The organism is Bacillota bacterium, from assembly GCA_040757205.1.
In the GTDB taxonomy this organism is placed as follows: Bacteria; Bacillota; Desulfotomaculia; order Desulfotomaculales; family Desulforudaceae; genus Desulforudis.
In genome coordinates this window covers 66,010-92,680 of the sequence record JBFLXL010000009.1, presented here as the reverse complement: position 1 = coordinate 92,680, position 26,671 = coordinate 66,010, and the positions used below count along the sequence as shown (strand labels likewise).

Below are 26,671 nucleotides of genomic sequence, written 5' to 3'. Positions count from 1 at the left end.
CGCCCATTGCGGAAGATTCCCCACTGCTGCCTCCCGTAGGAGTCTGGGCCGTGTCTCAGTCCCAGTGTGGCCGGCCACCCTCTCAGGCCGGCTACCCATCGTCGCCTTGGTGGGCCGTTACCCCCCCAACAAGCTAATGGGACGTGAACTCATCACCAAGCGCCGGCATTGCAAAGAGGCCGACTTTCCTCCACCAACGATGCCGCCAGTGGAAACTACCCGGTATTAGCACCAGTTTCCCGGTGTTATCCCAGTCTTGACGGTAGATTGTTCACGCATTACTCACCCGTCCGCCGCTGGAATAGAAGTCAGAGGTCAGAGGTCGGACTCGACGGCCTTTGCTTCCGCAAATGCCTTTCATCTTTAATCTCCGCTCTTTTCAACTCTTTTCAACCCCTCAACTCTGACTTCTACTCCCGCACGACTTGCATGTGTTAGGCACGCCGCCAGCGTTCGTCCTGAGCCAGGATCAAACTCTCCATAAATAGCTCAAAACCTTACCTAATTCACCACTGTTCAGTTTTCAAAGACCGCTTGCCTGCGCGCCGTTGATCGGCGCAACAAGATTCATTCTATCACTCGGGAAGGGCTGAGTCAACTACTGCTTTCTGGAACTCGAGGAATTATTACCGTACCTCCCGAGCAAGTCTAAATATAGCATATGCGCAAAGTGAGTGTCAACACTCACGGGGATGTTCTTCACCATACCCGCTGAGGTTCTCTTGCGCCCCGCTACGGTTCTCTCGCGTTCCTTAGTATCTATTAATGTATGACCGCGCACAACTATATGCGCTATGCGCTAGCGGCCGGCGCTTTCGGCCATCTTGAAAAGCCCGGCGCCCAAAAGTCCCCCATCCAAAGCGACAAAGGTATCCGGCACCTCGCCGACGATAATGTTCTCGACCAGGGGCACCCGGGTGGCGATTTGCACTTCGGTTTGTTGCCACGGCACCGCGATCCGGACGTACGTATCCAGGTCCAGGTAAATGCGGTGGCGCGTCTGGTTAATCCCCGCCGCCTCAAACCGGTCCACCATGTTTACTCTTACAGCACCAACCGGGATGATGCGCACCGGTATGCCCGGCCCATAAGTCGCCAGGAGTTGGCTGCCGAGCACCTGGCCGGCCGGGATCGTGAAACTTTGGCGTTCGAGCCCGACCATCGCGCTCTCCGAGGCCAGCGCGAACTCGGCGGCCAGTTCCGTGATTTTAAGCGTATTGGCCTGCATCATCACGATGCGCCCGTTGTTATCCAGGTGCAGCCGGACAAGGTCCTGATAGTCGATCCCGCTCCGGCCCAGGTATTCGCGGACGGCACCGTTCACGGTGTTAACCGCCGTCTGCACCGCCCGCGCCTTGGCAATGTCCAGGATGGTTGGGAAAAGGGTCCGCTCGAAGGCAAGCACCGTGAGAACCACGACGGCCGCCAGGAGCAGGCAGCGAACCGGGCAGTTCCTGCGCTTTCGGAACACTTCCCTCTCCCCCTTCGACCTGCACTATAGTCAGCATATGCCCAAGAGGAGCCGAAAATGTGCCCCGCCCGCCCAAGTTACGTTTCCCGATTCAACATCAGCCGCACGAACTTGCGTCTTCCGACCTGGATGATCCAATCACTGACCGGTTCAATCTCGGTGTCGGCGTTCGCGACTTTCGTTTCGTTGATCTTGACGGCGCCCTGCCCGATCAGCCGGCGCGCCTCGCTCGTGCTCGAGGACAACCCGGCCAGCACCAGCAGCTTGGGCAGCCAAATCCGGCCGCCGGTGAGCACCTCGGGCGGCACGGAGAAGGCGGGAATATCGGTGGGCAGCTCCCGTTGCTGAAATACTTTTCGGAACTCCGTGCCCGCTGCGTCGGCCGCTTCTTTGCCGTGATAGACTGCCACCACGGTGCGCGCCAGGCGCATTTTTGCGTCCCGGGGATGAACCGACCCGGCCTCGAGGCCTGCTTTCAGGGCCCGCAGTTCCTCCAGCGAAACGGGCGTCACCAGTTCAAAATAGCGGGGCATCTGCTCGTCCGCGAGCGACATCAGTTTGCCGTACATCTCCCGGGGCGGTTCGGCAATGCCGATATAGTTGCCCAGGCTCTTGCTCATCTTGTGGACCCCGTCCAGGCCCTCCAGGAGAGGGGTGGTCAACGCAATCTGAGGTTCTTGGCCGTATTCCTTCTGGAGCGTCCGGCCCATCAAGAGGTTGAATTTCTGGTCGGTGCCGCCCAGCTCGACGTCGGCTTTGAGCGCCACCGAATCATAGCCTTGCATCAGAGGATAGAAGAATTCGTGAATGCTGATCGGCAAGCCCCCGTGGAAGCGCTTCGCGAAGTCGTCGCGCTCCAGCATGCGGGCCACGGTGTACTTGGAGGCCAGTTCAAGCACGGCGGCGAAGTCCAGCGGGGCCAGCCACTCGCTGTTAAAGCGGACCCGGGTGCGGTCGGGGTCGAGAATCTTGAAGACCTGGGCTTCATAGGTGCGGGCGTTGGCCATTACCTCTTCCCCGGCCAGCGGCTTCCGGGTTTCGGTCTTGCCCGAAGGATCACCGACCCGGGCCGTATAGTCGCCGAGCACCAACGTCACCTGGTGGCCCAAATCCTGAAAGTGCCTGAGCTTGTGCAGCACCACGGTGTGACCGAGATGAATGTCCGGGGCTGTGGGGTCAAGCCCCAGCTTGACTTGCAGAGGCCGCCCGGCGGCCAGGGAACGGCGGAGTTTTTCCTTCAGTTCCTCCTCAGGAATGATCTCGACCGCGCCCCTTTTGATGATTTCCAGTTGTCTCTCCAACTCCGACATGCGGTTTTTAAACCCCCACCGGCAGTAGTATCTGTCTTCCACAAATATTAGCTTGTCCTGTTGACACCTTCTCCTCACCCCACCTCTTTCCCTGCCCGATGGATTATTCAGGATGACCCCTTTGTCGCGGACCTGGTGACAATGCGGAAATTGCTTGTGATATAATGCAGAAAAGTAACCAAGGCCGGTTTGAAGAACTGGCGAGGAGGACCGTTATGCCCCGCAAGAAGGAAAAAGGACGGCGGTTGAATTGGTTTCGCCTTTTTGTCGTACTGGTGGCCGCGGGAATGCTCCTTGGCGGTTTGGCGGCCTTCGGCCTGGTGGTGGTCAGTTTGAAGGATCTTCCCACCTGGGACCCGGCAGCCCTGCAGCCCAACAACGCCACCCTGATTTTTGACGTTCACGGCAATCCGGTAACCGAGATCGGCCTGGAAAACCGGATCACCGTGGATATCGAGGACATACCGCCGAACGTGAAGAAAGCCTTCCTGGCGGCAGAGGACGTTCGTTTCTACCAGCACTACGGGGTGGACCCGCGCGCCATCGCCCGCGCGGTCTGGGCCAATGTGACCGGGGGCTTCGGAGAGCAGGGCGCGAGCACCATCACCCAGCAGTTGGTCAAGAACATCTTTTTGAGCCCCGATAAAACGTTGAAACGCAAGATCCAGGAAGCCTTTCTGGCCATCCAGGTTGAACGGCACTACGCCAAGGATGAGATCCTCCAGATGTACCTCAACTGGGTTTACTTCGGCGAAGGAGCCCACGGAATTGAAGCGGCGGCCCGGACTTACTTCGGCAAGTCGGTGTCTGAACTTGACCTGTCCGAAGCGGCCACTCTCGCGGGATTGCCGAAAGGGCCCTCCATCTACTCACCCTACCGTGATCTGCAGGCGGCCGTCAACCGGCGGGACACCGTCCTGGACCTGATGTGGCGTTACGAATTTGTCAGCCGGGAAGAAGCCGAGGAGGCCAAGGCGAAGCCCATTGAACTGGGAAGACCGGCCACGGGCGACAACCCCGCACCGCGCTATCCTTACCCCCATTTCGTGGACCACGTCACCGACATCCTGGTGGACAAGTACGGCGAGGTCAAGGTCTTCAAAGAAGGACTGCGGGTCTACACCACGATCGACCCCAAAATACAGCAGGCGGCCCAAGAGGCGCTGACCAACGAGAACAACTATCCCGCGACCAAGAGGGACGACAACGGCGTCTTGCAGCCCCAGGCCGCCATGGTGGTGCTCGACCCGACCAACGGTTACATCAAGGCCATCGTTGGCGGGCGGGAGCACACCCAGTTGCGGCAGTGGAACCGCGCCACGCGCACCCAGCCCCAGCCCGGATCGGCCTTCAAGCCGATTATCGCCTACGGCCCGGCCATCGAACACCTTGGGATGGCACCAGCTTCCGTGCTGGATGATATTCCGGTCCGATACCCGAAATGGACCCCCAAGAACTATGACGGCGGTTATCGGGGCCTGCTCACCGTACGCACCGCTCTGGCCTATTCGGTAAACATCCCGGCCGTAAAAACTCTGGAAGCGGTCACGCCGTCCCGTGCCGTGGACTTCGCCGGAAAACTCGGCATCACCACCCTCGAACCGGACCGGCACAACCTGGCCATCGCCTTGGGCGGCCTAACCAACGGGGTTACGCCGCTGCAAATGGCCGGTGCCTACGGCGCCTTCGCCAATCAGGGAGTGTACGTTGAACCCACGGCGATCACCCGGGTCGAAGACGTTCGAGGCCGACTCCTGGAGGAGCATATCCCGGTGAAGACTCAGGCGATGAAACCGACCACCGCCTACCTGATCACCGACATGCTGCGCACCGCCGTCACCAGCGGCACCGGGGGAAGAGCGCAGCTCGCCGACCGGCCGGTGGCCGGCAAGACCGGAACGACCGATCGCGAAACGAGTATCTGGTTCTGCGGCTACACTCCGAATCTGGTGGGCGTGGTGTGGATGGGCCACGACAACCACAAGGACCCCCTGCCGCGCGGTTCCGTCGGCGGCGGTCATCCGGCCGCGATCTGGCGCCAGGTCATGACCAAAGCGCTTGCGGGCGCACCGGTCCGGAACTTCCCGCAACCGCCCGGGATCGTGATCGCCACGGTGGATAGCAAGTCGGGTCTTAAGCCGGGACCGCTCACCCCGCCGGACCACCGGGTGACCGACATCTTTGCGCGCGGGACCGTGCCCACTGACAACGACGATGTCCACGTCCTGGTTGAGATCTGCGCCACAACCGGCCGGCTGGCCGGGAGGTACTGCCCGGACCGCATCACCAGGGTGATGGTGGATGTCGGCTATGAAGTACCCGAGACGGTCAAGGACTATGACCTGCGCGTACCGACAGAGACGTGCGCTTTGCACGACCGGGACACCGTCTTCGGACCGCCCCCGGACTTTTGGCCGCCGAATGGCGGCGAGCGGCCCGACCAACCCGGTGCCGCCCCTGACCAACCCGGTGCCGGGGCCGAGGATGATGAACTGCGCCCGCCTGTAATTCTCCCCGGAAGCAACCGCGGCCGATCCCAAAGGGTCAGACCTTTAGTTTCTTAGTTGTAGAAGATTCTGACACCAGGGTCTGCGCCTTATTCCGGTTTGACCTACCGCTGCCCAGCAGGTCTCATGCTGTTGTGTCGATGCACCTGGTGAAAGCAGACGTACAAAACAAGGTCCCGGAAGACTGCTCTACTCTCCCGGGGCTTCAATCCGTCCTCGGAAAGGTTTGACCCCTGCACCCCTTACATAATGCTCTCCTGGCTCTGTTTGATGGCCTCGTCGATGCGGGACTGAAGCTCCTGCGGCAGCCCTTCCATTTTTACGTTCAAGAAGCCGCGGACGATGGTCGCCTTGGCCTCGTCCTCGTCCAGTCCGCGGGCCATGAGGTATTCAATCTCCTCCGGCGCGATCTTGCCGACAGCCGCTTCGTGGGACATCTCCGCGCCCTCCACCCGGGCTTCCAGCTCGGGAATGGCGTGGATCAGACCCCGAGGGGTTAGCAGGAGGCCATGACACTCCAAGTGGGCTTTCACTCCCGGCACCTCGCCCACCAGGCGGCCCCGGTTGATTACGTCGCCGCCGGTGGTCACCGTGCGGGCGATCACTTCGGCCCGGGCCTCCGGTGCCTGCAAGAAGACCCGGGAACCCACGTCCATGAAGCTTCCCGGCGTACCCACCAAAACGGTGTTCGAGCGGACCAGCGCCCCCCGTCCAGCCAGGTACAGCGCCGGGTTCATCTGCAGGTAAGCCACCGGCACCAGACAGACATAGTTCTGCAAGAAAGTCCCGCCCTCTTCGATCCGGGCCGCACTACGGGGGAAAACGTGCATTTTCTCGGCCCAGTTATGGATCATGGTGAAGGTCAGCTTGGCGTTCTTTTTGACGTAGAACTCCGATATGCCGATGTGCATTCCGTGCTTCACTTCCCGGGAACTGACGCAGCCGGTGATGATGTTGAGTTCGGCGCCCTCTTCGACGATGATGATATTGTGCACCGCCTGGGCCAGACCCTCCTGAGCGATATAAAGACAGGCCTGAAGCGGATAGGTGGCGACTGCGCCGGCCAGGGCCCGGATGAAATACCCGTGGCGGGCGTACTGATAGGCATGCCTGGTGTACTCGTCCGCATCCGGAGGCACCATTTTCCACCGGTATTCCTGGTCCACCCAGTCGTACCGCTCCCGGGCCTGGTCCGTGCTAAGCACCTCCAGACCTTCTTGGTGCACGGCGGCGTGTACCAGCGAGTGGTCCGCCTGCAAAAACGTGCCGGCCCGTTTGGCCTCGTTCCCCAGCACCACGCCGGTCTCCAGCAGGCGCCCGGCGTCAAACAGCCCGGCGAGGTCCGGCGACCCCAAGGCGTCCGCGTAGGCGTGTTCCTTCGCCTGGTGCTTAAACTTGTCAGGCGTCAGTCTTTCTGTTTTCGGCATCGCTTATCTCCCCGTCCTAGAGTTGGAGGACTAGAACACACACCGCACACACTCGCCGTAACCGACCTTCTGGATGCACCTGAAAAGCTCCAGCGGGTTGCCCTCACAGGACAGCCGGCCCTGGTACAGCACGTGGCCCACGTCCGCGTTGACGTAATTCAGGATGTGGCCGGTGTGGGTAATCACCAGGCCCGCCTTGTGTCTCTGCTCACGCTTGACTTTGCGCGGCCGGTGGTTTGCGTCCGGAACGTCGCGGTCCAGGAGCCGGTTGATGGTGGTGCCCACCAGAGCCAGATTCTCCACGTCCACGCCGGACTCAGGTTCGTCCAACATCAAGAATTCCGGATCCTGGGCCAAAAGCTGCAGGAGTTCCGACCGCTTCAGCTCCCCGCCGGAAAAACCATGGTTGACCTCCCGGTCGAGAAAGCGGGAAAAATTCAAGCGCTCGGCCAATTGATCCGCGTCTGCCTCGCCGTGGGAACAAATCCCCACCATATCCCGCATGGTCAGACCCCTGATAGTCGGCGGACGCTGGAAAGACAGGCCGATCCCAAGCCTGGCCCGTTCGTACACCGGCAGATAGGTAATGTCCTCCCCTTTGAAGATTATCCGTCCGTTAAGCACTTTGAAACGCTCAAATCCCATGAGCGTGCCCAAAAGCGTGGACTTGCCCGACCCGTTGGGGCCGAACAGCACGTGGACCTCACCCGGATTGATGGTCAAATCCATCTGGTCCAGAATGATCTTCCCGTCGACGGACACCGTAAGGTCTTGAACCTCAAGCATCGGGTCCACCTCCTTTGCCGCCGAAAGCGGCTACAAAACTGTCCTTGGGCACTCCCAGCGACCTGGCCACCGGGTCACACTTGGCCATCAGCAGGTGAAACACCCGGTTTCGAACAGCCGTTTCGGAGAGGGTTTCATAGTTGCCCATCCCCTTGGCCAGGATCAGGTCGGCCCCGGCAAAAGCGTCCCGGAAGCCGGGCGAAACCAGCTCCAGGTCCACTCCGGGAGTGTCGGTGCCCGTAGTCATTATTTTCGGCATTCGCCGGCCAAAGCCTGCCCGCGCAAGGTCGCCCGCGGTAAGATCGTTCTGCACCGGCCCATCCTTGACCACGTAAGTGACCGATGCCCGTTGGGCCAGAAACCTGAAGAGCGGATAGTCAAAGTACAGTTCGCCGGCGTTGTCGGCCAGGTATAGCACTTGCCGCGCCTCACCCAGCCTTCGTGCAAAAGCGCGGACTTCGTCCCGGAATAATTCCACCGGAACCGGCCGGGCCAATTCGGCCTCGTCCAATTCCCGGAAGAAATCCACCGCGTTTCCCAGTACCGCCAACCGCATCAGTCCGGCGAGGTCATTGGTAAACCGGTCCCGCAGGCTGCCGATGAGCCGTGCGGCCACGGCCATTTCCCGTTCTTTGACCGCTTGGAACGGGTCCGGGTTGCCGGTGACCCGTCTGACCACCCGCTGCGCTTCACCGGCGATCTGGGTGGGAATCCGGCCCCGGGCAAAATCCCGTTCGAGGACCGCCAAACCGTCCCGGACCGCGCGCGCGCGCCGGTTCTGGTCGGGCGTACCCAATTCAGCCGTCTTTTGGATCAGGCCTGCCAGACAACTATAACACTCCTGCGCCGGGCGCACAACTCTCACAACCTGTATCGCTCAAAACTCAATCACGGTTACTCCCAGACCGCCCTCGCCCCGGTCACCCGGTCGGAACGACCGGATGCGGCCGTCGCCCTTCAGGTGGTTCTGGACCGCGGCCCTGAGCACTCCGGTGCCCAACCCGTGAATAATGTACGCCCGCGGCAGGCCGGCCAGAAACGCTTCGTCCAGGTACTTCTCCAGTTCGGCCAACGCTTCTTCAGCCCGCAGACCGCGCAAGTCCAACTGCATTCGCACGTCGTCCCGTGTCTTTTGCACCATGACTGTTCCGGCGGCGGGAGGCACGCTCCGGGGGGCACAAACACTCCGGCGCACCTCGGCCAGCGGCAGGTTCACCTTGACGGCACCCACCTGCACCTGCACCTCACCGTCCCGGGAAGGACCAAGGGTCACGCCCTGCTGGCCGAAACGCAGGATGAAAACCGCTTCCCCATCCTCCAGCCGCTCCGGTGCCCCTTCCACCGTCTCCGGTACCGCCGGATCGGGCAGGACGGCGCCCAGCCGGTCGATGCCCGAACGGGCCTGCTGGATGGCCTGTTCCTTTTCCCGGTTCGTGCCCGCGTTGATTTGCCGGCGCAATTCCCGGACGATTTCCTCGCTCTCCCGGCGCACCTGCCGGATCAGTTCCTGCGCCTCCAGAACGGCACGTTCCTTGATCGCCGCCTTCTTATCCAACAGGCTGGCCAGTTCGGCCTCGTAACGTTGTTTCAAGCCCGACGCCTCACGGGCCTCCTGCCCGGCCGCCTCCAGCCGGCGCTGGGCCTCCTGCCGGGTCTCTTCCAACCGCCGCAGCAGTTCGGCCGTCTGCCGCTGCTCCGGCGCCAGGAAGCTACGGGCCCCGGAAACGATCGTCTCCGGCATCCCCAGGCGCAGGGCGATTTCGAAGGCGTAGCTCCGCCCCGGCCGCCCGGTGATCAGGCGGAAGGTGGGTTCGAGGGTCTCCAGGTCAAACTCGACGCTGGCGTTTTCCACCCGGTCCCGTCCCGTGGCGAACTCCTTCAACTCCCCGTAGTGGGTCGTCACCACCCCCCGCGTCCCCCGGCGGTGGAGTTCATCCAGAATCGCTTGGGCGAGCGCCGCCCCTTCGGTCGGATCGGTACCGGTGCCCAATTCGTCGACCAGCACCAGGCTCTTCGCCCCGACTTCCCCGATGATGCCCACCAGGTTGGCCATGTGGGACGAAAACGTGCTCAGGGAGTTCTCGATGCTTTGTTCATCGCCGATATCGGCGAATACCCGGTCAAAGACCCCGACCGCGCAGGATGAGGCGGGCACGTGCAGGCCCGACTGCGCCATCAGCACCAGGAGGCCGATGGTCTTTAGGACCACCGTCTTGCCCCCAGTGTTCGGCCCGGTCAGCACCAGCAGGTCGAAATCCAGGCCCACGCGCCCGTCGACCGCCACCACGTTTTCACGGATCAGGGGGTGCCGGGCCCGACTGAACGAAAGGCTTGCCCCGTCTGCCAACAGGGGCGGCACGGCCGCCATTTGGCGGCTCAAGCGGGCCTTGGCCAGTACAAAATCAAAGTGGCCCAGTTGGTCCACCGCCGGCAGGATCTCTTCGGCGGCCTGAGCCACCGCCGCGGACAGCTCGGTCAGTATCTTGAGTATCTCCTGTTTCTCGGCCGCCTCAAGCCGCCGGAGTTCATTATTCTTGTCGACCACGGCCATCGGCTCCACAAACAGGGTGGCCCCGCTGGCCGACTGGTCATGCACCAGGCCGGGCACCTGACCGCGGAATTCAATCTTTACCGGGACCACGTAACGGCCCTCCCGGATGGTGATGATCGGTTCCTGGAGGTACTTCTGCTGCGCGGGCGAGCGGACCAGGCGCTCCAGACGCTCCCGCACCTGAAGGCGGCCCGCCTGGAGGCGGCGGCGCAAGTCGGCCAGACGGGCGGACGCCCCGTCGGCCACTTCCCCGCCGGGCAGGATGCTCTTCACCAACCGTTTTTCAAGCTCCGGGAACACAGGCATCGTGCCGGCCAGGCCGGCCAGCAGCGGGTAGCGTTCCCGGCGGTCGGTGAAGAATTTCTTTTGGGTCCGGATCGCACCCAGCGTTTGTCCGATCTGAAACAGGAGCCCCCCGTCCAGGACCTGACCCCGCGCCGCCCGGTGCACCGGTTCCCGGACGTCGTACCAGCCGCCGAAATCAGCGTTGGGTTCCAGCCGCAGGATATTGTGACCTTCCTCCGTTTCCGCCTGGAAACGGCGCACCACGTCAAGGTCCGCCGCGGGCCTCAATGCCGCCGCCCGTTCCCGCCCCAGGGCGGAGAGGGTCTGTCCGGCCAAACGCTCCAGGACCTTGTCAAATTCAAGCCGGCTCAGTGTTTTTTCGCACGCCACCGTCAACTCTTAGAGCACCCCGCGAAAATAGTGTCCGGTAGTCAGCCCTTGGGGACTCAGCCGCTCCAGGCGTTCCCGGTAGTAGGAAGGTATGCGCCAATCCGGGCCCCGGGTCCGGCAGAGATCGATGACTTCCCGGTAGATCCGGACCACGCCGTCGACGTAAGCGGCGTCGTGGGGCCGACCTTCCACCCGGAGCGCCGCCACTCCGCACCGGATCAGCTCCGGTACCTGGTCAACCACACAAAGGTCCTTGGCATTAAAGACGTGCATCCGGCAGTCGTGGTCCACGCCCATCGGAAACGAGAGGCCCAAACGGTCTTCGAGGGCAAAACGTCCGGAACGGCACGCCACCGAGCACCCGTTCCCATCCCCGGAGCCAAGCACCCCGCCCACAACGCAGTATTCGGAGACCAGCACCGGCAGGGCGCCGTGCACCAGGACCTCCACCGGAACCCGGGCCTTGCCCGTCATCTCCCGGATTTGTTCCAGGGTCAGTTCGGGGGACAGTGTCACCCCGGCGGCTCCCAGCCCGGCGCAAAGGGACACGGTCAAACTGTTGAAAATGTTCAGCGGGAAATCCGCCAGCACCCGCCGGTGCGCGCCGGCCATCCGGAAGACTCCCGGGTTTCCAGCCAGCACTCCGGACGCCCCGGCCGCCTCGGCCGCCTCCAGCAGGCGTTTCCAGCGGGGCTTTTCCCGGTCCCTCAGGATTCGGGGCAGCCACAGGAACAGGTCGGCGCCGTGCCGGCGGCACACCGCCGCCGCCTCACTGATCTCTTCCGTCCCGGGAAAACCGGGCGACCCCAGACCTTCCCCCGGAAAGTATACCACATCCGCCCCGGCCCCGGCAGCCGCCCGGACTCCGTCCAGCGCCCCTACGGTTACGGACAATAGGGTCGGCCTTGGGTCGGCCTGACGGTGACCGGCCGCGCGGGCCCGGAGATAAGGTTCAATCCGGTCCGCCAGGTCACAGGTGACCGGCACCGCCGGCCTGCTCCGGGCCGCTTTCGCCGCGGCCAGCAATTCCAGGGCTTCACGCCGGACCTCGTTGATGTCGCTTACGGGGAGCATGATCTCCCCTTCGATCCGGCATTCGAGTTCCCCCAGAACGAACGGGGTATTCCCCAACCGGTTGAGCTGCTTTTCAAGAAACGCCGCGGTGAGCGGCCGTTTCTCGGCCCGGACGGCCGCCACCTTGCCCCGCACTCCGGCCGAAATGCCTCCGGGGTCGGTGACCTTAAGCTCGAGGGGGACACCCTCGCGCACCCGGACTTCAAACCGCAGGGGGATACTTTTTATTTCCCGTCCCGAGGCGAAACTCTCCCGGGCCCGGCGTTCCAGCCGGGCATCCACCGTTTTGAAGACCCGGTCGCCCGACCCTACACGACCGCCCACGTGGATAGAAACCTCAATTCCTCCGGACGCCTCTTCCACCGGCCGGCCGTTCACCTTCATTTCCCGCACCGGTATCGATATCCGGCCGCCTTTGGTCACCCACACCTCAACGGTGTCCCCCAGCCGCAACGGCTCTTCCAGCGCGATTGCCGCCGCGCCCGTGTCCGGCTGGTAACGCAGGACCCGGCCCACAGCCAGACCCCGGTGACTCGGCCGCGTGTAAGCCATGAGCGCCCGGCCGACCCGGCCGGAACAATAGCCGGCCGTATAGCCGCGGCTGAAAACCTGGAGCAACTCCCGCCGCTCCTCGTCAGTGATTTCGAAAGCGTGAGCGGCTGCACGGTCCAGAAGCGTCCGGTACACCCGGACCACGGTGGCCACGTATTCCGGGCGGCGCATTCGCCCCTCGATTTTCAACCCGTCCACCCCGGCCCGGATCAATTCCGGAAGCCGGCCAGCGAGGTTCAGGTCCCGAGGGCTCAAGAGATAACGTCCCGGCGACTCCACGGCAACCGGCTCCCCGTCCCGGTGCAGCACATACGGGAGGCGGCAGGGCTGGGCGCACCGGCCCCGGTTGCCGCTCCGGGCCCCAACCAGGCTCGAGAAGAGACACTGCCCGGAATAGGAAACGCAGAGAGCTCCGTGGACGAAGACTTCCACCTCCATCCCGGTCTCCCGCTTCAGGCCGGCGATTTCGTCCAGGGTCAGTTCCCTGGCCAGCACCACGCGCCGGACACCCAGTTCCTTGAACAACTCAAGCGTGGGCCGGTTGTGCGCGGTGGTCTGGGTACTGGCGTGCACGGTCAGGCCCGGAATCAGGTCCGTAATCAGCCGCATCAGCCCCAGGTCCTGGACGATAACAGCGTCCACCCCGGTGTTGTACAAAAAACCGAGCAACCGGGCGGCATCCCCCAGTTCCCGGTCCGACACCAGGGTGTTTACGGTTACGTATACTTTCACATCCCGGACGTGGGCGTAGTCCACCGCCCGGGAGAGTTCCAGCGGTTCGAAGTTGGCCGCGGATTGGCGGGCGCTGAACGTGGTGGCGCCCAGGTAGACGGCATCGGCTCCGTTCTGGACGGCCGCCGTCAGCGAGTCCCAATTGCCGGCTGGGGCCAGCAGCTCCGGCCCGGGCATTTCTAAAACCTCCGTGTTCAGGATGTTTTTACTGTTCTGCCGCGCGGTTCACCCGCAGGAGGCCGGCGCAGGGCACGATTTCGATGCCGTGCCGGGCGAGTTCATCGAGGAATAGGTTCAAGCCCAGGGAATCACTGGCCATATGCCCGGCGACGACCACCTGGACGTGGTTTGTTTCCGCCTCCTTGCGGTGTTTCTCGCTGATGTGCATCACCACCAGGGTGCCCACCCCGGCGTTGGCCAACCGGGCGTAGGCGTCCTCCGAACCCCCGGTGCCGCCGGTCATGTCGACCACGATCTTGCCGGCGCGCCGTTCGGGGCTGCCGATCACGATCGTGGGCCCCGCATTCAGGCGTACGGCTTCCTTGTACTCGGGCAATTCCTTGAGGGTTTTCAGGAGGTCTTTCAAGGTTTCGGGCCGGCGTTCATCCAGGTACTTCTGGAGGAAATCGTTGACCAGGTTGTCGGTGGTGGTGTGCAGGCACATAAAAGGGATATCCAAGATCCGGGCCACGTCCACGGCCCGGTTGTGGTTCAGCGGCAGGATGCCCCGTTTCACCTCGCTGATCCGCGAAGCCAAGATTCCCTCGGCAATGTTGATGGGCACCCCCAGACGGGCCAGCACATCTTCCTGGAGGTGCATCACTTCGTGCAACGACGCCAACGCTTTGCCTTCCGGGTGGTGCGTGATCACCAGGTCGATTGAGCGGCCGCGTTCACGCAGGCGGTCGGCCAACAAAAGCTCCCCCACCTCCATATCCACCCCGGCCAGCACCAGGCGCACCGGCGTTTCGGGGTCGCCATACAAGATCCGGGTGTCCGAGTAGGGGTTCGTTAACCGCTCCTGATCGAACTCGTCGCGTTCCTCCTCTTTAAGCCCCGCAAAGCGCTCCCTTTCCCGGGCCAGGACTTTCTCCGCCCCTTCCAACCCCCGCGGGTCATGTTCCATGCCCCTTTTTACCGCCAAGGTGTATATCTCGCCGATGTTCATTCCTGAGAGTCTTCCTCCTTTCAGACTTCGGCACTCGAAACATAAGCCTAAGTTTTCCAGGGCCTTAAACCTAGTTTACCCAAAAACGCCGTCTTTTTGGATGACTGCAAACAAAAAAGGGGACCCGGCACGCCCCCTTTCCAATCCGTCGGCAAAGAAGGTTACTTCTTCTTCTTCCTTTCCTGATCTTCCCCCTCGATCATTTTCACCAGAGCGTCATAGCTCTCCTGGAGACGTTTCAACTCATCAGCCAGATTAACGGCGGCCAGAATCGCCGCCGTGGCGACCGGGATGCGGGCGTGGCGGTTACCGATGTCCCGGACCCTCTCGTCAACCTCCTGGGCAATACGGCGGATATAGTCCGGGGGCCTGTCCCCCCGAAGAATGTAACGTTCCCCAAAAATCTCAACCTCGACCCTGCTCGTAGGCCCGGCCATCGCATCTCCCCCCTTCGGTTCAGGGACTATACCCGCAACTGGGCGCCATACGTGTCTTCCAGGACCTGGATGATTTCGTTGAGGTGCGGGCCCACCTCTTCATCCGTCAGCGTACGGTCATCGGCCCGGAAAAGGAGGGAAAAGCCCAGGTTACGGAAACCCTCCCGGATTTGACGTCCTTCGTAAACGTCAAAAAGGTGCAGTTCCCGGAGCAACTCCCCACCCGCCCGCCGGATCAGGGCCGTCACCTCAAGGGCGGGGATTTCTTTCCCAATCACCACGGCCAGGTCGCGTTCCACGCCCGGGAAACGCGGCAGCGGGACAAAGATGGGCGTCTTCTTGTCCATGGCCAACACCAGGTCCAAATCAATCTCGGCGACTACCACGCCCGGGGGCAAGTCGTACGCCTCGAGCACCTCCGGGTGCAGCTCTCCGACAATGCCGAGGTCCGCTTCCCCGGCACGCAGGCGCGCGGTCCGCCCCGGGTGAAACGAAGGTTCATTCTGCTCCGCCGTAAAGACAAGCGGACCAAGACCGATTTCCCGGGCCAGGCTTTCCAGGACGCCCTTCAGGAAGAAGAAATCGAGCGGCTCGTGCCTTTTGCGCCAGCCGGCCGGCGTGCGCCCCATCAGCGCCGCGGCCAGCCGCAGGCTCTCCTCCGGCAAGGGCGCGTTATCGCGGGGACGGTAAACCCGACCGGTTTCGAACAGGGCGGCGTCGGTGTTCCGCCGTTGGTAGTTGCGGGCCAGAACGTCCAGCAGGCTGGGATAAAGCAGGGTGCGCATCTCGGTCTGTTCTTCGTTCAGGGGGTTTCGTAACCGCACCGTCCGGCAAAACTCAGAATTGCCGGGCAGCCGCAACCGGTCGAAAACCTTACGGTTGGTGAAGGTGTAGGTGACGACTTCGGTCAGCCCGCACGCCACCAGCAGTTGCTTGAGCCTGGACTCCAACACTTGCGCCCCGGTCCGAACTCCCGGGACGGTCTCACCGAAGGGCAGGCTCGCGGGTATCTGCTGGTAGCCGTGGATCCGGGCGAGTTCCTCAATCAGGTCTATCTCACGTGAAATGTCGGTCCGGTGGGACGGAACGCGCACCAGGAACTTGCCTTCGGATATCCGCGGGGCGAATTCGAGCCGTTCCAAAATGTCCCGGGTGGTCTTGGCCGGCACAGCCAGGCCCAGTATCTCCTCCACGCGTTCCGGCCGCACAATAATTGTCCGGGGCGCATAGGGTTCCGGGTAAACGTCAACGGCACCCGCCGCGGCACGGCCGGCGCCGATGGCCTGCATGAGTTCCAACGCCCGGTCGGCCGCCGTCAGGCACCCTTCCGGGTCAACCCCCTTTTCAAAGCGCGTGGCGGCCTCCGAGCGCAAACCGAGCGCGCGGGAAGTCCGCCGGATACTGACCGGATTAAAATAGGCCGACTCCAATAGGACCCGCTTGGTGTCCGCAGTCACCTCCGAGTCCAGACCGCCCATAACGCCGGCGATGCCGATGACCGTCCGGGGGTCGGTGATCAAAAGCATGTCCGGAGCCAGGCTCCGCTCGTTGCCGTCCAAGGTTGCCAGCGTCTCCCCGGCACGGGCCCGGCGCACAATGACGTGGGCGTTATGCACGGCGTCGTAATCAAAAGCATGCTGAGGCTGTCCCCGCTCCAGCATTACGTAGTTGGTGACGTCCACGATATTGCTGATCGGCCTTAGACCGGCCGTAAACAGCCGGGTCTGCATCCAAAGCGGGGAGGGTCCGACCCGGACGTCGACCAGCACCCGGGCCACGTAGCGGCCGCAGAGGTGCGGATCTTCGATGTCCACCCGGGCCATGCGCGCGGCCTGAAGGTCCAGTTCCGGAAAGGCCGGTTTTCTGCGTTTCAGGGGTGTTGCCAGCAGGGTGGCCGCCTCCCGGGCCACACCGAACACCGACAGGCAGTCGCCCCGGTTAGGGGTCAGGTCCAGTTCCAGAATCTCGTCGTCCAATCCCAGAACGGGGCCCGCGTCCACACCTACCGGGGTATCCGGGGGCAGGATCAGAATGCCTTCGTGGTCGTCACCGATGCCCAGTTCGTCGGCGGCACACATCATCCCCCGGGATTCCACACCCCGGAATTTGGCCCGCCTGATAGTCAAATCACCGGCCAGGACCGCCCCCAGCGGGGCTACCGGGACGACATCACCGACCTTGAAGTTCGCAGCACCCGTAACGATCTGCAGGGTTTCCCCGCCGATGTCCACCAAGGCGATCAGAAGCCGGTCGGCGTTGGGGTGCGGCTGCACCTCCGCCACCTTGCCGGTGACCACGCCCGAAACGCCCGCACTAGGTTTGTCAATCCGGTCGACGGCCACTCCGGCTAAAGTCAGGCGGTCGGCCAACTCCGCCGTGGTCACCGGGATATCCACAAATTCCTTGAGCCAATTGACCGAAACCCGCACGCGGGCATAAACCTCCTTGTCGGATACCAAAACTCTAGAATTGATTCAAAAAACGAAGGTCGTTGTCGAAGAAAAGACGGATGTTGTCGATACCATATTTGAGCATAGCCACCCGCTCAATACCCATCCCGAACGCGAAACCGTTCACCTTCTCGGCATCGTAGCCCGCTACCTCCAGCACCCGGGGATGGATCATCCCCGCACCAAGAATCTCAAGCCAGCCGGTGTGGGAACACACACGGCACCCATCGCCCCCGCAGATCACACACGAAATGTCCACCTCGGCGCTCGGTTCGGTGAAGGGGAAAAAGCTCGGCCGGAAACGCATCCGGCGTTCACCGAACATCTCCCGCACGAAGTGGACCAGCGTCCCCTTCAGATCACCCAAGGTAATGCGGGTGTCTACCGCGAACCCCTCAACCTGGTTAAACATCGGGGAGTGGGTGGCGTCGTCGTCTTCCCGGTACACTTTGCCGGGCGCAATAATTCGGACCGGAACCCGCGGTGCCGTCTTCTCAAAGGTCCGGACCTGTACCGGTGAGGTATGGGTCCTAAGCAGCACCTCGTCGGTGATGAAGAAGGTGTCCTGCATATCGCGCGCCGGGTGGTCTTTGGGGAAATTGAGCGCCTCGAAATTGTAATATTCCAGCTCGACCTCCGGCCCCTCCACGATCTGGTAGCCAAGACCCAGAAAGATATTCTCTATTTCGATACGCACTCTGGTCAAGGGATGTATACCGCCCAAGTGAGGAAGCACTCCGGGCAAAGTGACGTCGATCCGCTCGGCCGCCAGCCTGGCCGCCTTTTCCTCCTGTTTCAAAAAGGCGCTTCTTACGGCGAGGGCCTGTTCGAGGCGTTCCTTTGATTCGTTGGCCAACTTGCCCACCACCGGGCGCTCGGCGGCTGACAGCGAACCCATGCCCCTTAAGACCTGGGTCAGGACGCCCTTTTTCCCCAGGTACCTGATGCGCGCCTCTTCGACAGCCTCTACGCTGGAAGCACCCGCGATCACTCTTTCAGCTTCCTCGACAACCTCGGCCAGCTTTTCGCGCATTGCGCTACTCCAATCCCCCTTCAAATACTCTCTTTCTAGTTTAACCCTGAAAATTCCTTTTGTGCGCCCGCCCAAAATAAAAAATCGTCCCAATGAGGAACTTTTTGGACGAGAACAAGGGAAACCTATGTCTACTGGAGGGCCAACCTCCGATAAATCATATAGGCCCTTATCGAGCCGGTGGTTTCAAAAAGCCTCCAAAAAAATTCGGCGGTCAAATGCATCAGGTCCCACACCTTTCACAATTCTTTTTTGGAAGCCTTTCGCCGTGAGTATATCATAAGCTCAAGGCAAAGACAAGGAAGATTTGAGCCTCTGCCGCACTGCTTCATAGATGAAAAGCGAGGCGGCAACGCCCACGTTCAGAGACTCGGCCTGGCCGGGCATGGGTATGGCCACCACCCGGTCGGCGGCAGCATGGAGCATTTCCCCGCAGCCCCGGGCCTCGTTGCCCATGAAAAGCGCGGTGGGCCGGCTGAAGTCGCACTCGTAGAGTGAGTATTCGCCGCGGGGGTCGGCCACGAACTTCTGAACGCCGGCGCCGGTGAAGAATTCCACGACCGTTGACGCAGCCAGATCCGCAAAAGCCGGCAGGTGAAACAACGCTCCCGCCGAGGCCCTCACGACTTTCGGGTGAAATAGATCGACGGTGCCCTCGAGGGTGATGACGCCCTGGAGTTCACACGCGTCGGCCGTCCTGATGATCGTGCCCAGATTTCCGGGATCTTGAAGACCGTCCAGCACGATCACCAACGGGGTGCCCCGGCCCTGCAGCAGGACGTCAAGTGAGTGTTCCGGCTTGGCAATCAGTGCCAATGCCCCCTGAGGCGTCTTAGTGTCGGCCACCGCGGCCAGCACCTGTTTTTCACATTCCCAGAGTTCGATGGTGCCGGTGGCGTGAGCTTTATCCAGCAGCGCCACACCGCGCGGGTGGCGGAGCACATCCGGAGTATAGAGCAGCATGCGCACCTCCCAGCCGGCTTGCAAGGCTTCTTCAATCACCTTGAAACCCTCGGCCAAAAAGCCGTTTTCCTGGTCCCGGTGCTTCTTTTCGTGAAACTTTTTCAGGTACTTGACGCGCTCGTTGGACCGTGAGGTAATCCGCACCTAATCCCCTCCCAGTTGCTCCAAGCGCTCATTCCGTCCGATGGCCACCAGTACGTCTCCCTCCCGGATTACTTCCCGGGCCCCGGGGGCGATCAGTATTTCGGCCCCCCGCCGAATCGCCAGAATACTTACGCCGAACTTTCCTCTGACCCCGGCCTCCAGAAGACTTTTGCCCACGAATTCCTTCGGGGTCACCAGCTCGGCGATGCTGAAGTCGGGGGAAAGGTCGATATGGTCCAGCAGGTTCTTCGATACCAGGCTGCGGGCGGCACGTACGCCCATGTCTCGTTCCGGGAAAACTACTTTGTCGGCCCCGACCCGGGCCAGCACCCGCCCATGAAGCTCGGTGTTGGCCTTGGCCACCACTGTCTTTACACCCATCTCTTTGAGCATGACCGTAGTCAGGATACTGGCCTGCATATCGTGTCCGATCGCCACGATCACCACGTCAAAGTTACGCATTCCCAAGGCCTTCAGGGAATCGTCGTCCAGAGCGTCGGCCTGCACGGCGTGGGTCACCCGGTCCACGATTTGTTCTACTTTCTGCTCGTCGGTGTCGACGGCCAGCACATCGTAGCCCATTCTGGCCAGTGTGGCGGCCACGCTCGATCCGAAACGCCCCAAGCCGATTACGGCGAATTGTTTCATTCTTAACCCGCCTGTCTTAATTTACTACAGAAAAAAGAAGGCACGGCCGCTTAAATACCTTGCGCCATGCCGCTTGGGTTTTCACTGCTTTCTACTTGCTTTCCAGCTGGGACTTGGCCATCTGGACCAATTGACCGAAGGCCGCCTGGTCCTTCACGGCCAGTTCCGCCAGCACTTTGCGGTTGATTTCCACTCCCGCCCGGCGCAGCCCCTCGATGAAGCGGTTGTAGGACATTCCGTTCAGGCGGGCCGCGGCGTTGATTCTGGTGATCCACAGCCGGCGGAAATCGCGTTTCTTGGCGCGCCGGTCCCGGTAGGCGTACAGCAGGGAGCGCATCACCTGCTGGTTCGCTACTCGATAAAGCTTACTCTTCGCTCCCCAGTAACCCTTGGCGAGCTTTAACACTTTCTTGTGCCGTTTTCTGGCCACTACGGCGCTTTTTACACGTGGCATTGTCTAATGGCCTCCTTCGCCGGTCTTTAGTAAGGAATCATTGCTCTTAGTTTCCGGACGTCACCGGTGCTCAGGACGAACTTCTTGCGCAACCGGCGCTTCCTCTTGGCGGTTTTTTTCTCCAGAATGTGACTCAAAAAAGCGTGCTTGGCCCGGAATTTGCCGGTGCCGGTTTTCTTGAAACGCTTGGCAGCCCCGCGATGGGTCTTGATCTTCGGCAAGGTGGCCACACTCCTTTCATTGCTGATTCTGCCTCGGGGCCAAGATCATAATCATGTTACGGCCTTCCAGTTTCGGAGCCCTTTCAATGATGGCCAACTCCTCGACCTGTTCAGCCAGCTTTTTTAGAAGCTGCTGCCCCAGGTGCGGGTGGACGATTTCCCTTCCCCGGAAGATAAGGGTTACTTTAACCTTGTCACCGTCCTTCAGGAAGCGGACCGCGTTCCGGGCCTTGGTCTGGAAGTCGTGATCCTCGATCCCCGGACGGAGCTTGACTTCCTTGATCGTGATAATCCGCTGTCTCTTGCGGGCTTCCTTGTCCCGCTTGCTTTGCTCGTACTTGTGCCTGCCGAAGTCCATTATTCGGCAAACAACCGGCCTGGCCTGTGAAGCGACCTCAACAAGGTCCAGACCTTTCTCCTCGGCCAGACGTAGCGCGTCTCGCAGGGGCATGATCCCCAACTGGGCCCCGTCAGAATCAATGACCCTGACTTCGCGGGCCCTGATTTCCAGATTCACGCGTTGGTCCTTGGAAATGACCTTTACACCTCCTGAAATTCCGTAAAAAAGAGCGGGCAACCACCCGCTGAAAGAGCGCACCAACGCCTCCGGCCCGGAGTAACCTCAGGCGACTGAACCGTCGTGAGGTGAGAAGCGGGTTGGCTTCTACTTACTTGCAACTTTTGTCATTAATTACAGGAGGAATCATAGCACGGTCAATGGGGCCCAGTCAAGGGATTTTCCGCAAACGACGGCTGTTTTTCCTCACTATTCAGGTTTTTTGCGCATCCATCCAGACCTAGCGGGCTCGGCTTTCGATCTCCCGGACCAGCCGGCCGGTAAAATCGTTCAACGCCATTGAGCCCAGATCGCCCGCGGAACGGTGCCGGACGGCCACCGTCCCCGATTCGGCCTCGCGGTCACCGGTGACCAGCATGTACGGGACTTTCAAGACTTGGGCCTCACGGATTTTGTAGCCCACCTTCTCATTGCGCCCGTCGAACTCGGCCCGTACCCCGGCCCGCAGCAAGGTTTCGGTCACCTCCCGGGCGTAGGGGGCGTGCCGGTCGGTGATCGGCAGCACCCGCGCCTGCACCGGCGCCAGCCACACCGGGAACGCCCCGGCGAAATGCTCGGTCAGGATGGCGATGAACCGCTCCATACTGCCGTAAATGACCCGGTGGATCACCACCGGGCGATGGCGCTGCCCGTCCTCGCCGACGTACTCGAGTTCGAACTTCTCCGGCATTTGAAAGTCCACCTGAATGGTCCCGCACTGCCAGGTGCGTCCGAGGCAGTCCCGCAGGTGAAAATCTATTTTCGGCCCGTAGAAGGCGCCGTCACCCTCATTGACCTTGTAGTTGACCTCCTTTTGCGCCAGCGCGCGCACAAGCGCCCCGGTGGCGGACTCCCACATTTCGTCCGCACCCATGGACTTCTCCGGCCTGGTGGACAGCTCCACGTGATAGTCAAACCCGAAGACCTGCCGGTAAAAATACTCCGTCAGGTCCATGATGCGGACGATCTCCTCCTCCACCTGCTCCGGCCGGCAGAAGATGTGGGCGTCGTCCTGGGTGAAACAGCGCGCCCGCATCAGCCCGTGCAAAACGCCGGACATTTCGTGGCGGTGGACCAGCCCCAGTTCGCCGAGCCTGACCGGCAGTTCCCGGTAGCTTTTAAGCCTGCTCCGGTAAACCAGGATCCCGCCGGGGCAGTTCATCGGTTTCACCGCGTACTTCTCCTCGTCGATGGTGGTGAAATACATGTTCTCCCGGTAGTGCTCCCAGTGCCCGGAGTGCTCCCAGAGTTCCCGGCGCAGGATGATCGGCGTGCGGATTTCCAGGTAACCTTTCTGCGCATGCTCTTCCCGCCAGAAACGCTCCAGTTCGTTGCGCAGCACCATCCCCCGGGGGTGGAAAAACGGAAACCCCGGGCCGGCGTCGTGAAAGCTGAAAAGGTCCAGTTCCGCCCCCAGGCGGCGGTGGTCGCGCCGCTTGGCTTCCTCCAGCCGGAACAGGTGCTCTTTCAAAAGGGCCGCCTTGGGGAACGAGGTGCCGTAGATGCGCTGCAGCATCTTGTTCCGCTCGTCCCCCCGCCAGTAGGCGCCGGCCACATTGAGCAGCTTCACCGCCTTGATCCGCCCCGTGGACGGCAGGTGCGGCCCGGCGCAAAGGTCGGTGAACTCACCCTGGCGGTAGAAGGAAATCACCGCGTCCGGCGCCAGGCCGGAGATCAACTCCACTTTGCAATCCTCACCCTCCCCGCGGACCAACTCCAGGGCCTCGTCCCGCGGCAGTTCAAAACGTTCGATGGGCAGATCGGCGGCGATGATCTTCTCCATCTCACTTTCGATGCGCTCCAGATCCTCGGGCGTGAAGGCCCGGGACACGTCGAAATCGTAATAGAAACCGTCGGCGATGGCCGGGCCGATCGCCAACCGGGCGTCCGGAAAGAGCCGCTTCACCGCCTGGGCCAAAACGTGCGACGTGCTGTGGCGGTAAACGAGGCGGGCTTCCTCATCCTCGAAAGTGAGGAATTCCAGCGCGGCGTCCTCCGCCAGGGGCTGGTTCAGCCCCCACAGCCGCCCGTTCACCCGGGCCGCCACGGCATCTTTCGCCAGGCGGGGCGCGATGTCCCGGGCCACCTCCGCCGGGGTGACGCCCTCGGGATACTCGACCACTTTTCCGTCCTTGAGCGTAATGTTCATTCAGCGGTCCTCCCAGATTCCAAAATAATCCCCGTTGTCGAAAAACCGCGAACGGGTGCTCCAAAACAAAAACCCCCGCCCCTCAGGGACGGGAGTCATTTCCCGCGGTTCCACCCTGCTTGGAAGCCGTATGGCGGCTTCCCGCTTCAGGCGCAGGTAACGGCTGCGGCCGGCCCGGCTCCTCACCGGGCAACTCCGGGGTGGTCTTCGGCCGGCCGTCGCCTGGATGTGCTTACAGCCCGGGGCACATCCTCTCTGTAAGGTCGGCGGGCCTACTCGCCCTTTCAATGTATTTTCTATGACCGGTTGTTCTCTATTCTGGCGAAATTATATGGGATCAAGGTCATAAAGTCAACGGCAAAATGGGAATGGAAAGGATTCTACACTTGCACTTGTATCCTAATCATTATACAATGTATTGTAAAAGAATACGCGGAGGTGGGTGATGACGTCCAAGGTACATGGCTGTTACATCCCGCAACATCGTGCTCAGCACTTCGCCAAGCGCGCTTCGCCGCTGGAAGTACACGAAGTCCTGGAAAACAAAGATTCCCCTCCGCTCTGGGTCAAGACCAAATCCCTTGGGCGTTCACCAGCATACTTGGTCTACGGTCGGTCGGCAGAAGGAAGATACCTGCTCATTCCGGTCATTATCCTCCAAGAACCACCGTTGAACAATATGTTTATGCCGGTAACGGTCAGGGACATGACTACCAGGGAGAGAAACTACTACAACAAAACCAATCGGAAAGGTGGTTAACAGCATGTCCAGGAAGAAACTGCCCGAATTCAATACCATTGAGGAGATGGCGGCCTTTTGGGATGCCCATGACTCCACGGAGTTCGAAGAAGGAACGATTGAAACCGTTGAATATTCACCCAAGAGCCTGGTACAGACCGTACGGTTTGAAGCAGGAGATATGCTGGCCATCAGCCGGGCAGCCCGTCGTCTCGGCGTGGATCGCTCGACATTCATCCGCATGGCCGTCAAGCAGTTCCTCGAAAACCACTCCCCCAAATAGCAATCACCCTGCGGTTATTAGGAGAAAAAACGGCGGTTACTTGCCGGATTGAGGTTCAAATCACTCCCGCCGCAGGGCCTCGATCGGGTTTAAGCTGCCCATAGGAATCCTGTAAAATCAAGACTTTTAAGGCAAGCAAAAGTGACGTGCCACTGCATTGTGCCATTATCTGGATAGCCCGTTTCGCTAATTGACCGGTGCCCCCCCGATGCGGATAGGTGACTTGCCGGGCGTATAAGTAATCCAGCACATCGTCTTTATCATACTTTCATACTAAGTCAGGATAGTTTCTTAGATGTGCTTCACAGGGTCCGCCGCTCCTCTTTTTGTCAACCCAAAACTGAGCCACTTTCAACATACCAGTTACATTTATTTTTCCAACCTGGCGTATATCTCCGCAAACCGGGCGGCTGACTGCTTAAACGCAGCCAGGACGCGGGGGTCAAAATGAGCAGGCATCGTCCTGCCGTCGCCTTCAGTAATGATCTGCACGGCCTGATCGTGGTCCATTGCCGGTTTGTAAGGGCGCCGGCTCCTTAAGGCGTCATATTGGTCAACCAGATTTAATATTCTACCCTCCAGTGGAATCTGCTCTCCTTTCAATCCGCTGGGATAGCCGCTTCCATCCCATCGTTCATGATGCGAGAGGGCTATCAAGGCACCTGTCTTTAGCCTATGGTGTTCACCGATAATTTTTGCACCGAAAATAGTGTGTTTTTTTATCCCGGCGAATTCTTCTTTGGTCAGCCGACCGGGTTTTCTTAAGATATCCGGATGAATATGAATTTTGCCCACATCATGCAAAGGCGCTTGAACCCTCATCGCCGTGACAAATTTTTCATTCATGTTGAGCTCCTCTGCGATCACGGCGCTGTATTCGCCCACCCTTATAATGTGATTTCCGGTATCCTCATCATTAGCTTCAGCGGCTCGCGCCAGCGCCTGCACGGTATAGACAAACGCATTCTCCGTATCTTTGATTTGCGCTGATAAAGACCTCAGAAAAAGTATCTGCATCACCAGATTTTCCAAAACAGTAAGATCATAACGAGTGATCTCCCGGTCGTAATTGAGCGCCAAAAGGCAAAGGTCATTGTCGATGTGAAAAACCACATTTTCCAGTGCTATATCGATCGTCTGCATTTTATCGCCAAATTGCTTAAATTCCGGTTTGGCCATATCCTCCCGGCTATAAAACCCGGTTTTCCCCATATTTGTTTTAAAGAAAGCTATTTCGCGATCAATATCAATCTCCAGGACCGATCTTTTAAGCACGCTGTAGACTGACTGATAAATAAACCATTGCCAACCGCCGTTAAATCCAGAAATGCTCATCAGCATAATGACGGGCTTTCCGAAACCGAAACCGCTGTCATCCTTATTGATAATCTGATTTACCAGCCCGTCAATTGCATTTAATTGATCAAAACTCAGGGGATTGAATCTCTTAACGACCACCTCGCCAAACTCGGTCAGAGAGTTGATGCTGCTGTAAGCATACAGTAAGCTGTCGTTCAACGACTTTACCTTCAAGAGCATCCTTATTCTGGCCAAGACCTCCGCATAATCAAAAGGTTTTGAAATAAAGTCATCCGCACCTGCCTCAATCCCTTTGATGCGTGATTCTTTTGCCGTCAAGGCCGTAAGTATAATAACCGGCAGATGGCGATATTTCTCGCTCTCTTTAATCATGGCGCACAGCTCAAAGCCGTTTATCCCCGGCATCATTACATCAAGAAGAATGAGGTCTATCTGTTGTTCAGCGATTTTGTCCCAAGCGCTGGCACCATCTTGTGCCAAGATTACCTCATAACCTGAAGGAACGAGAATGGATTCGAGCAGTTTAAGGTTTACAAGTTCGTCATCAACGCACAAAATTTTAGGCTTGTTAGGCATGAAATCCTCCACGGGCAATTTAGTTATTGTCAAGGGTTTAAGTGCTATTGTCCGTGAAAATTTGTTTGATCAGTTTAGGCAGCTCTCTTGTATCTATCGGCTTTGAGATGTAATGATCGAACCCGGCCGCTAAAAGTTTTTCCTTGTCGCCCTTCATGGCAAAAGAAGTAAGCGCCACAACTTTAATGTTCCTGGTTTCATCGCTCTCTTTTAATATCTTCAGGACGGTTAATCCATCCATAACCGGTATTTGAATATCCAGGAGAATAAGGTCGGGAAGATGCTCTTTGGCCAGAGAGATGCCTTCTGCGCCATCTTTGGCTTCAATCGTGTCATAACCGTGGTAATGCAACAGATCTTTTAACAGGGTTCTGTTTTTCCCATTATCCTCAACGATTAAAATCTTCATCAGCAAATATCACCTCTCAGTTATAACACCAAGTAA

At 60.1% G+C, this 26,671-nt stretch carries 22 protein-coding genes, 1 rRNA gene and 1 other annotated feature; of the genes, 3 read left to right on the top strand and 20 right to left on the bottom strand.

Annotation, left to right across the window (positions count from 1 at the left end):
• The 3 genes from AB1402_07975 to tyrS all read right to left on the bottom strand — a co-directional run.
• Nucleotides 1-485, bottom strand: a 16S ribosomal RNA gene (locus AB1402_07975); the annotation flags it as partial.
• Nucleotides 486-799: 314 nt separating this feature from the next.
• Nucleotides 800-1,471 carry a sporulation protein YunB gene (yunB, locus tag AB1402_07970; GenBank protein ID MEW6541533.1) on the bottom strand — a complete coding sequence of 224 codons (672 nt, stop codon included), beginning with the start codon at nucleotides 1,469-1,471 and terminating at the stop codon, nucleotides 800-802.
• Between the two features lie 77 nt (nucleotides 1,472-1,548).
• A complete protein-coding gene (gene tyrS, locus AB1402_07965) occupies nucleotides 1,549-2,781 on the bottom strand; it encodes a tyrosine--tRNA ligase (GenBank protein ID MEW6541532.1) in 1,233 nt (410 codons plus the stop codon).
• A 215-nt stretch (nucleotides 2,782-2,996) separates the two neighbouring features.
• On the opposite strand from tyrS, the gene AB1402_07960 reads away from it, so the two are divergent.
• The gene (locus AB1402_07960; protein ID MEW6541531.1) at nucleotides 2,997-5,345 is read left to right on the top strand and encodes a penicillin-binding protein 1A; all 2,349 of its coding nucleotides are present in this window, start codon (nucleotides 2,997-2,999) and stop codon (nucleotides 5,343-5,345) included.
• Between the two features lie 185 nt (nucleotides 5,346-5,530).
• On the opposite strand, the gene AB1402_07955 is transcribed toward AB1402_07960, so the two are convergent.
• The 15 genes from AB1402_07955 to thrS form a co-directional block, all read right to left on the bottom strand.
• Nucleotides 5,531-6,715, bottom strand: a complete 1,185-nt coding sequence (locus AB1402_07955) for a SufD family Fe-S cluster assembly protein (GenBank protein MEW6541530.1) — start codon at nucleotides 6,713-6,715, stop codon at nucleotides 5,531-5,533.
• Nucleotides 6,716-6,745: 30 nt separating this feature from the next.
• Nucleotides 6,746-7,501 carry an ABC transporter ATP-binding protein gene (locus AB1402_07950; GenBank protein MEW6541529.1) on the bottom strand — a complete coding sequence of 252 codons (756 nt, stop codon included), beginning with the start codon at nucleotides 7,499-7,501 and terminating at the stop codon, nucleotides 6,746-6,748.
• A complete protein-coding gene (locus tag AB1402_07945) occupies nucleotides 7,494-8,357 on the bottom strand; it encodes an ARMT1-like domain-containing protein (protein ID MEW6541528.1) in 864 nt (287 codons plus the stop codon). The genes AB1402_07950 and AB1402_07945 overlap by 8 nt, the downstream gene beginning before the upstream one ends.
• 21 nt (nucleotides 8,358-8,378) lie before the next feature.
• Complete coding sequence (locus tag AB1402_07940; protein ID MEW6541527.1) at nucleotides 8,379-10,733, bottom strand: endonuclease MutS2; 2,355 nt, start codon at nucleotides 10,731-10,733, stop codon at nucleotides 8,379-8,381.
• Nucleotides 10,734-10,736: 3 nt separating this feature from the next.
• Nucleotides 10,737-13,262, bottom strand: coding sequence for a DUF3656 domain-containing protein (locus tag AB1402_07935; GenBank protein MEW6541526.1), 2,526 nt, complete (start codon nucleotides 13,260-13,262; stop codon nucleotides 10,737-10,739).
• A 28-nt stretch (nucleotides 13,263-13,290) separates the two neighbouring features.
• The gene (locus AB1402_07930; protein MEW6541525.1) at nucleotides 13,291-14,253 is read right to left on the bottom strand and encodes an NGG1p interacting factor NIF3; all 963 of its coding nucleotides are present in this window, start codon (nucleotides 14,251-14,253) and stop codon (nucleotides 13,291-13,293) included.
• Nucleotides 14,254-14,414: 161 nt separating this feature from the next.
• Nucleotides 14,415-14,690, bottom strand: coding sequence for a cell division protein ZapA (locus AB1402_07925; protein ID MEW6541524.1), 276 nt, complete (start codon nucleotides 14,688-14,690; stop codon nucleotides 14,415-14,417).
• Nucleotides 14,691-14,716: 26 nt separating this feature from the next.
• Nucleotides 14,717-17,119 carry a phenylalanine--tRNA ligase subunit beta gene (pheT, locus tag AB1402_07920; GenBank protein ID MEW6541523.1) on the bottom strand — a complete coding sequence of 801 codons (2,403 nt, stop codon included), beginning with the start codon at nucleotides 17,117-17,119 and terminating at the stop codon, nucleotides 14,717-14,719.
• Nucleotides 17,120-17,153: 34 nt separating this feature from the next.
• Nucleotides 17,154-18,173 (bottom strand): phenylalanine--tRNA ligase subunit alpha, encoded by a 1,020-nt coding sequence (gene pheS, locus AB1402_07915; protein MEW6541522.1) that lies wholly within the window; start codon nucleotides 18,171-18,173, stop codon nucleotides 17,154-17,156.
• A gap of 285 nt (nucleotides 18,174-18,458) precedes the next feature.
• Nucleotides 18,459-19,280 carry an RNA methyltransferase gene (locus tag AB1402_07910; GenBank protein ID MEW6541521.1) on the bottom strand — a complete coding sequence of 274 codons (822 nt, stop codon included), beginning with the start codon at nucleotides 19,278-19,280 and terminating at the stop codon, nucleotides 18,459-18,461.
• Nucleotides 19,281-19,928, bottom strand: a complete 648-nt coding sequence (locus AB1402_07905; protein ID MEW6541520.1) for a TrkA family potassium uptake protein — start codon at nucleotides 19,926-19,928, stop codon at nucleotides 19,281-19,283.
• 91 nt (nucleotides 19,929-20,019) lie between these two features.
• A complete protein-coding gene (gene rplT, locus AB1402_07900; GenBank protein MEW6541519.1) occupies nucleotides 20,020-20,382 on the bottom strand; it encodes a 50S ribosomal protein L20 in 363 nt (120 codons plus the stop codon).
• Nucleotides 20,383-20,408: 26 nt separating this feature from the next.
• Nucleotides 20,409-20,603 carry a 50S ribosomal protein L35 gene (gene rpmI, locus AB1402_07895; protein ID MEW6541518.1) on the bottom strand — a complete coding sequence of 65 codons (195 nt, stop codon included), beginning with the start codon at nucleotides 20,601-20,603 and terminating at the stop codon, nucleotides 20,409-20,411.
• Between the two features lie 16 nt (nucleotides 20,604-20,619).
• The gene (infC, locus tag AB1402_07890) at nucleotides 20,620-21,120 is read right to left on the bottom strand and encodes a translation initiation factor IF-3 (GenBank protein ID MEW6541517.1); all 501 of its coding nucleotides are present in this window, start codon (nucleotides 21,118-21,120) and stop codon (nucleotides 20,620-20,622) included.
• A 280-nt stretch (nucleotides 21,121-21,400) separates the two neighbouring features.
• Nucleotides 21,401-23,308, bottom strand: a complete 1,908-nt coding sequence (gene thrS, locus AB1402_07885; GenBank protein MEW6541516.1) for a threonine--tRNA ligase — start codon at nucleotides 23,306-23,308, stop codon at nucleotides 21,401-21,403.
• Nucleotides 23,309-23,389: 81 nt separating this feature from the next.
• Nucleotides 23,390-23,605 (bottom strand) — a binding site (T-box leader).
• Nucleotides 23,606-23,753: 148 nt separating this feature from the next.
• On the opposite strand from thrS, the gene AB1402_07880 reads away from it, so the two are divergent.
• Nucleotides 23,754-24,068 (top strand): hypothetical protein, encoded by a 315-nt coding sequence (locus AB1402_07880; protein MEW6541515.1) that lies wholly within the window; start codon nucleotides 23,754-23,756, stop codon nucleotides 24,066-24,068.
• Between the two features lie 4 nt (nucleotides 24,069-24,072).
• Nucleotides 24,073-24,330 (top strand): CopG family antitoxin, encoded by a 258-nt coding sequence (locus AB1402_07875; protein ID MEW6541514.1) that lies wholly within the window; start codon nucleotides 24,073-24,075, stop codon nucleotides 24,328-24,330.
• A 369-nt stretch (nucleotides 24,331-24,699) separates the two neighbouring features.
• Here the strand turns inward: AB1402_07875 and AB1402_07870 are convergent, their stop codons facing one another.
• A complete protein-coding gene (locus AB1402_07870) occupies nucleotides 24,700-26,226 on the bottom strand; it encodes an HD domain-containing phosphohydrolase (protein MEW6541513.1) in 1,527 nt (508 codons plus the stop codon).
• 37 nt (nucleotides 26,227-26,263) lie between these two features.
• Entirely contained in the window at nucleotides 26,264-26,635 is a 372-nt protein-coding gene (locus AB1402_07865) for a response regulator (protein MEW6541512.1), read from the bottom strand.
• Between the last annotated feature and the right edge of the window lie 36 nt (nucleotides 26,636-26,671).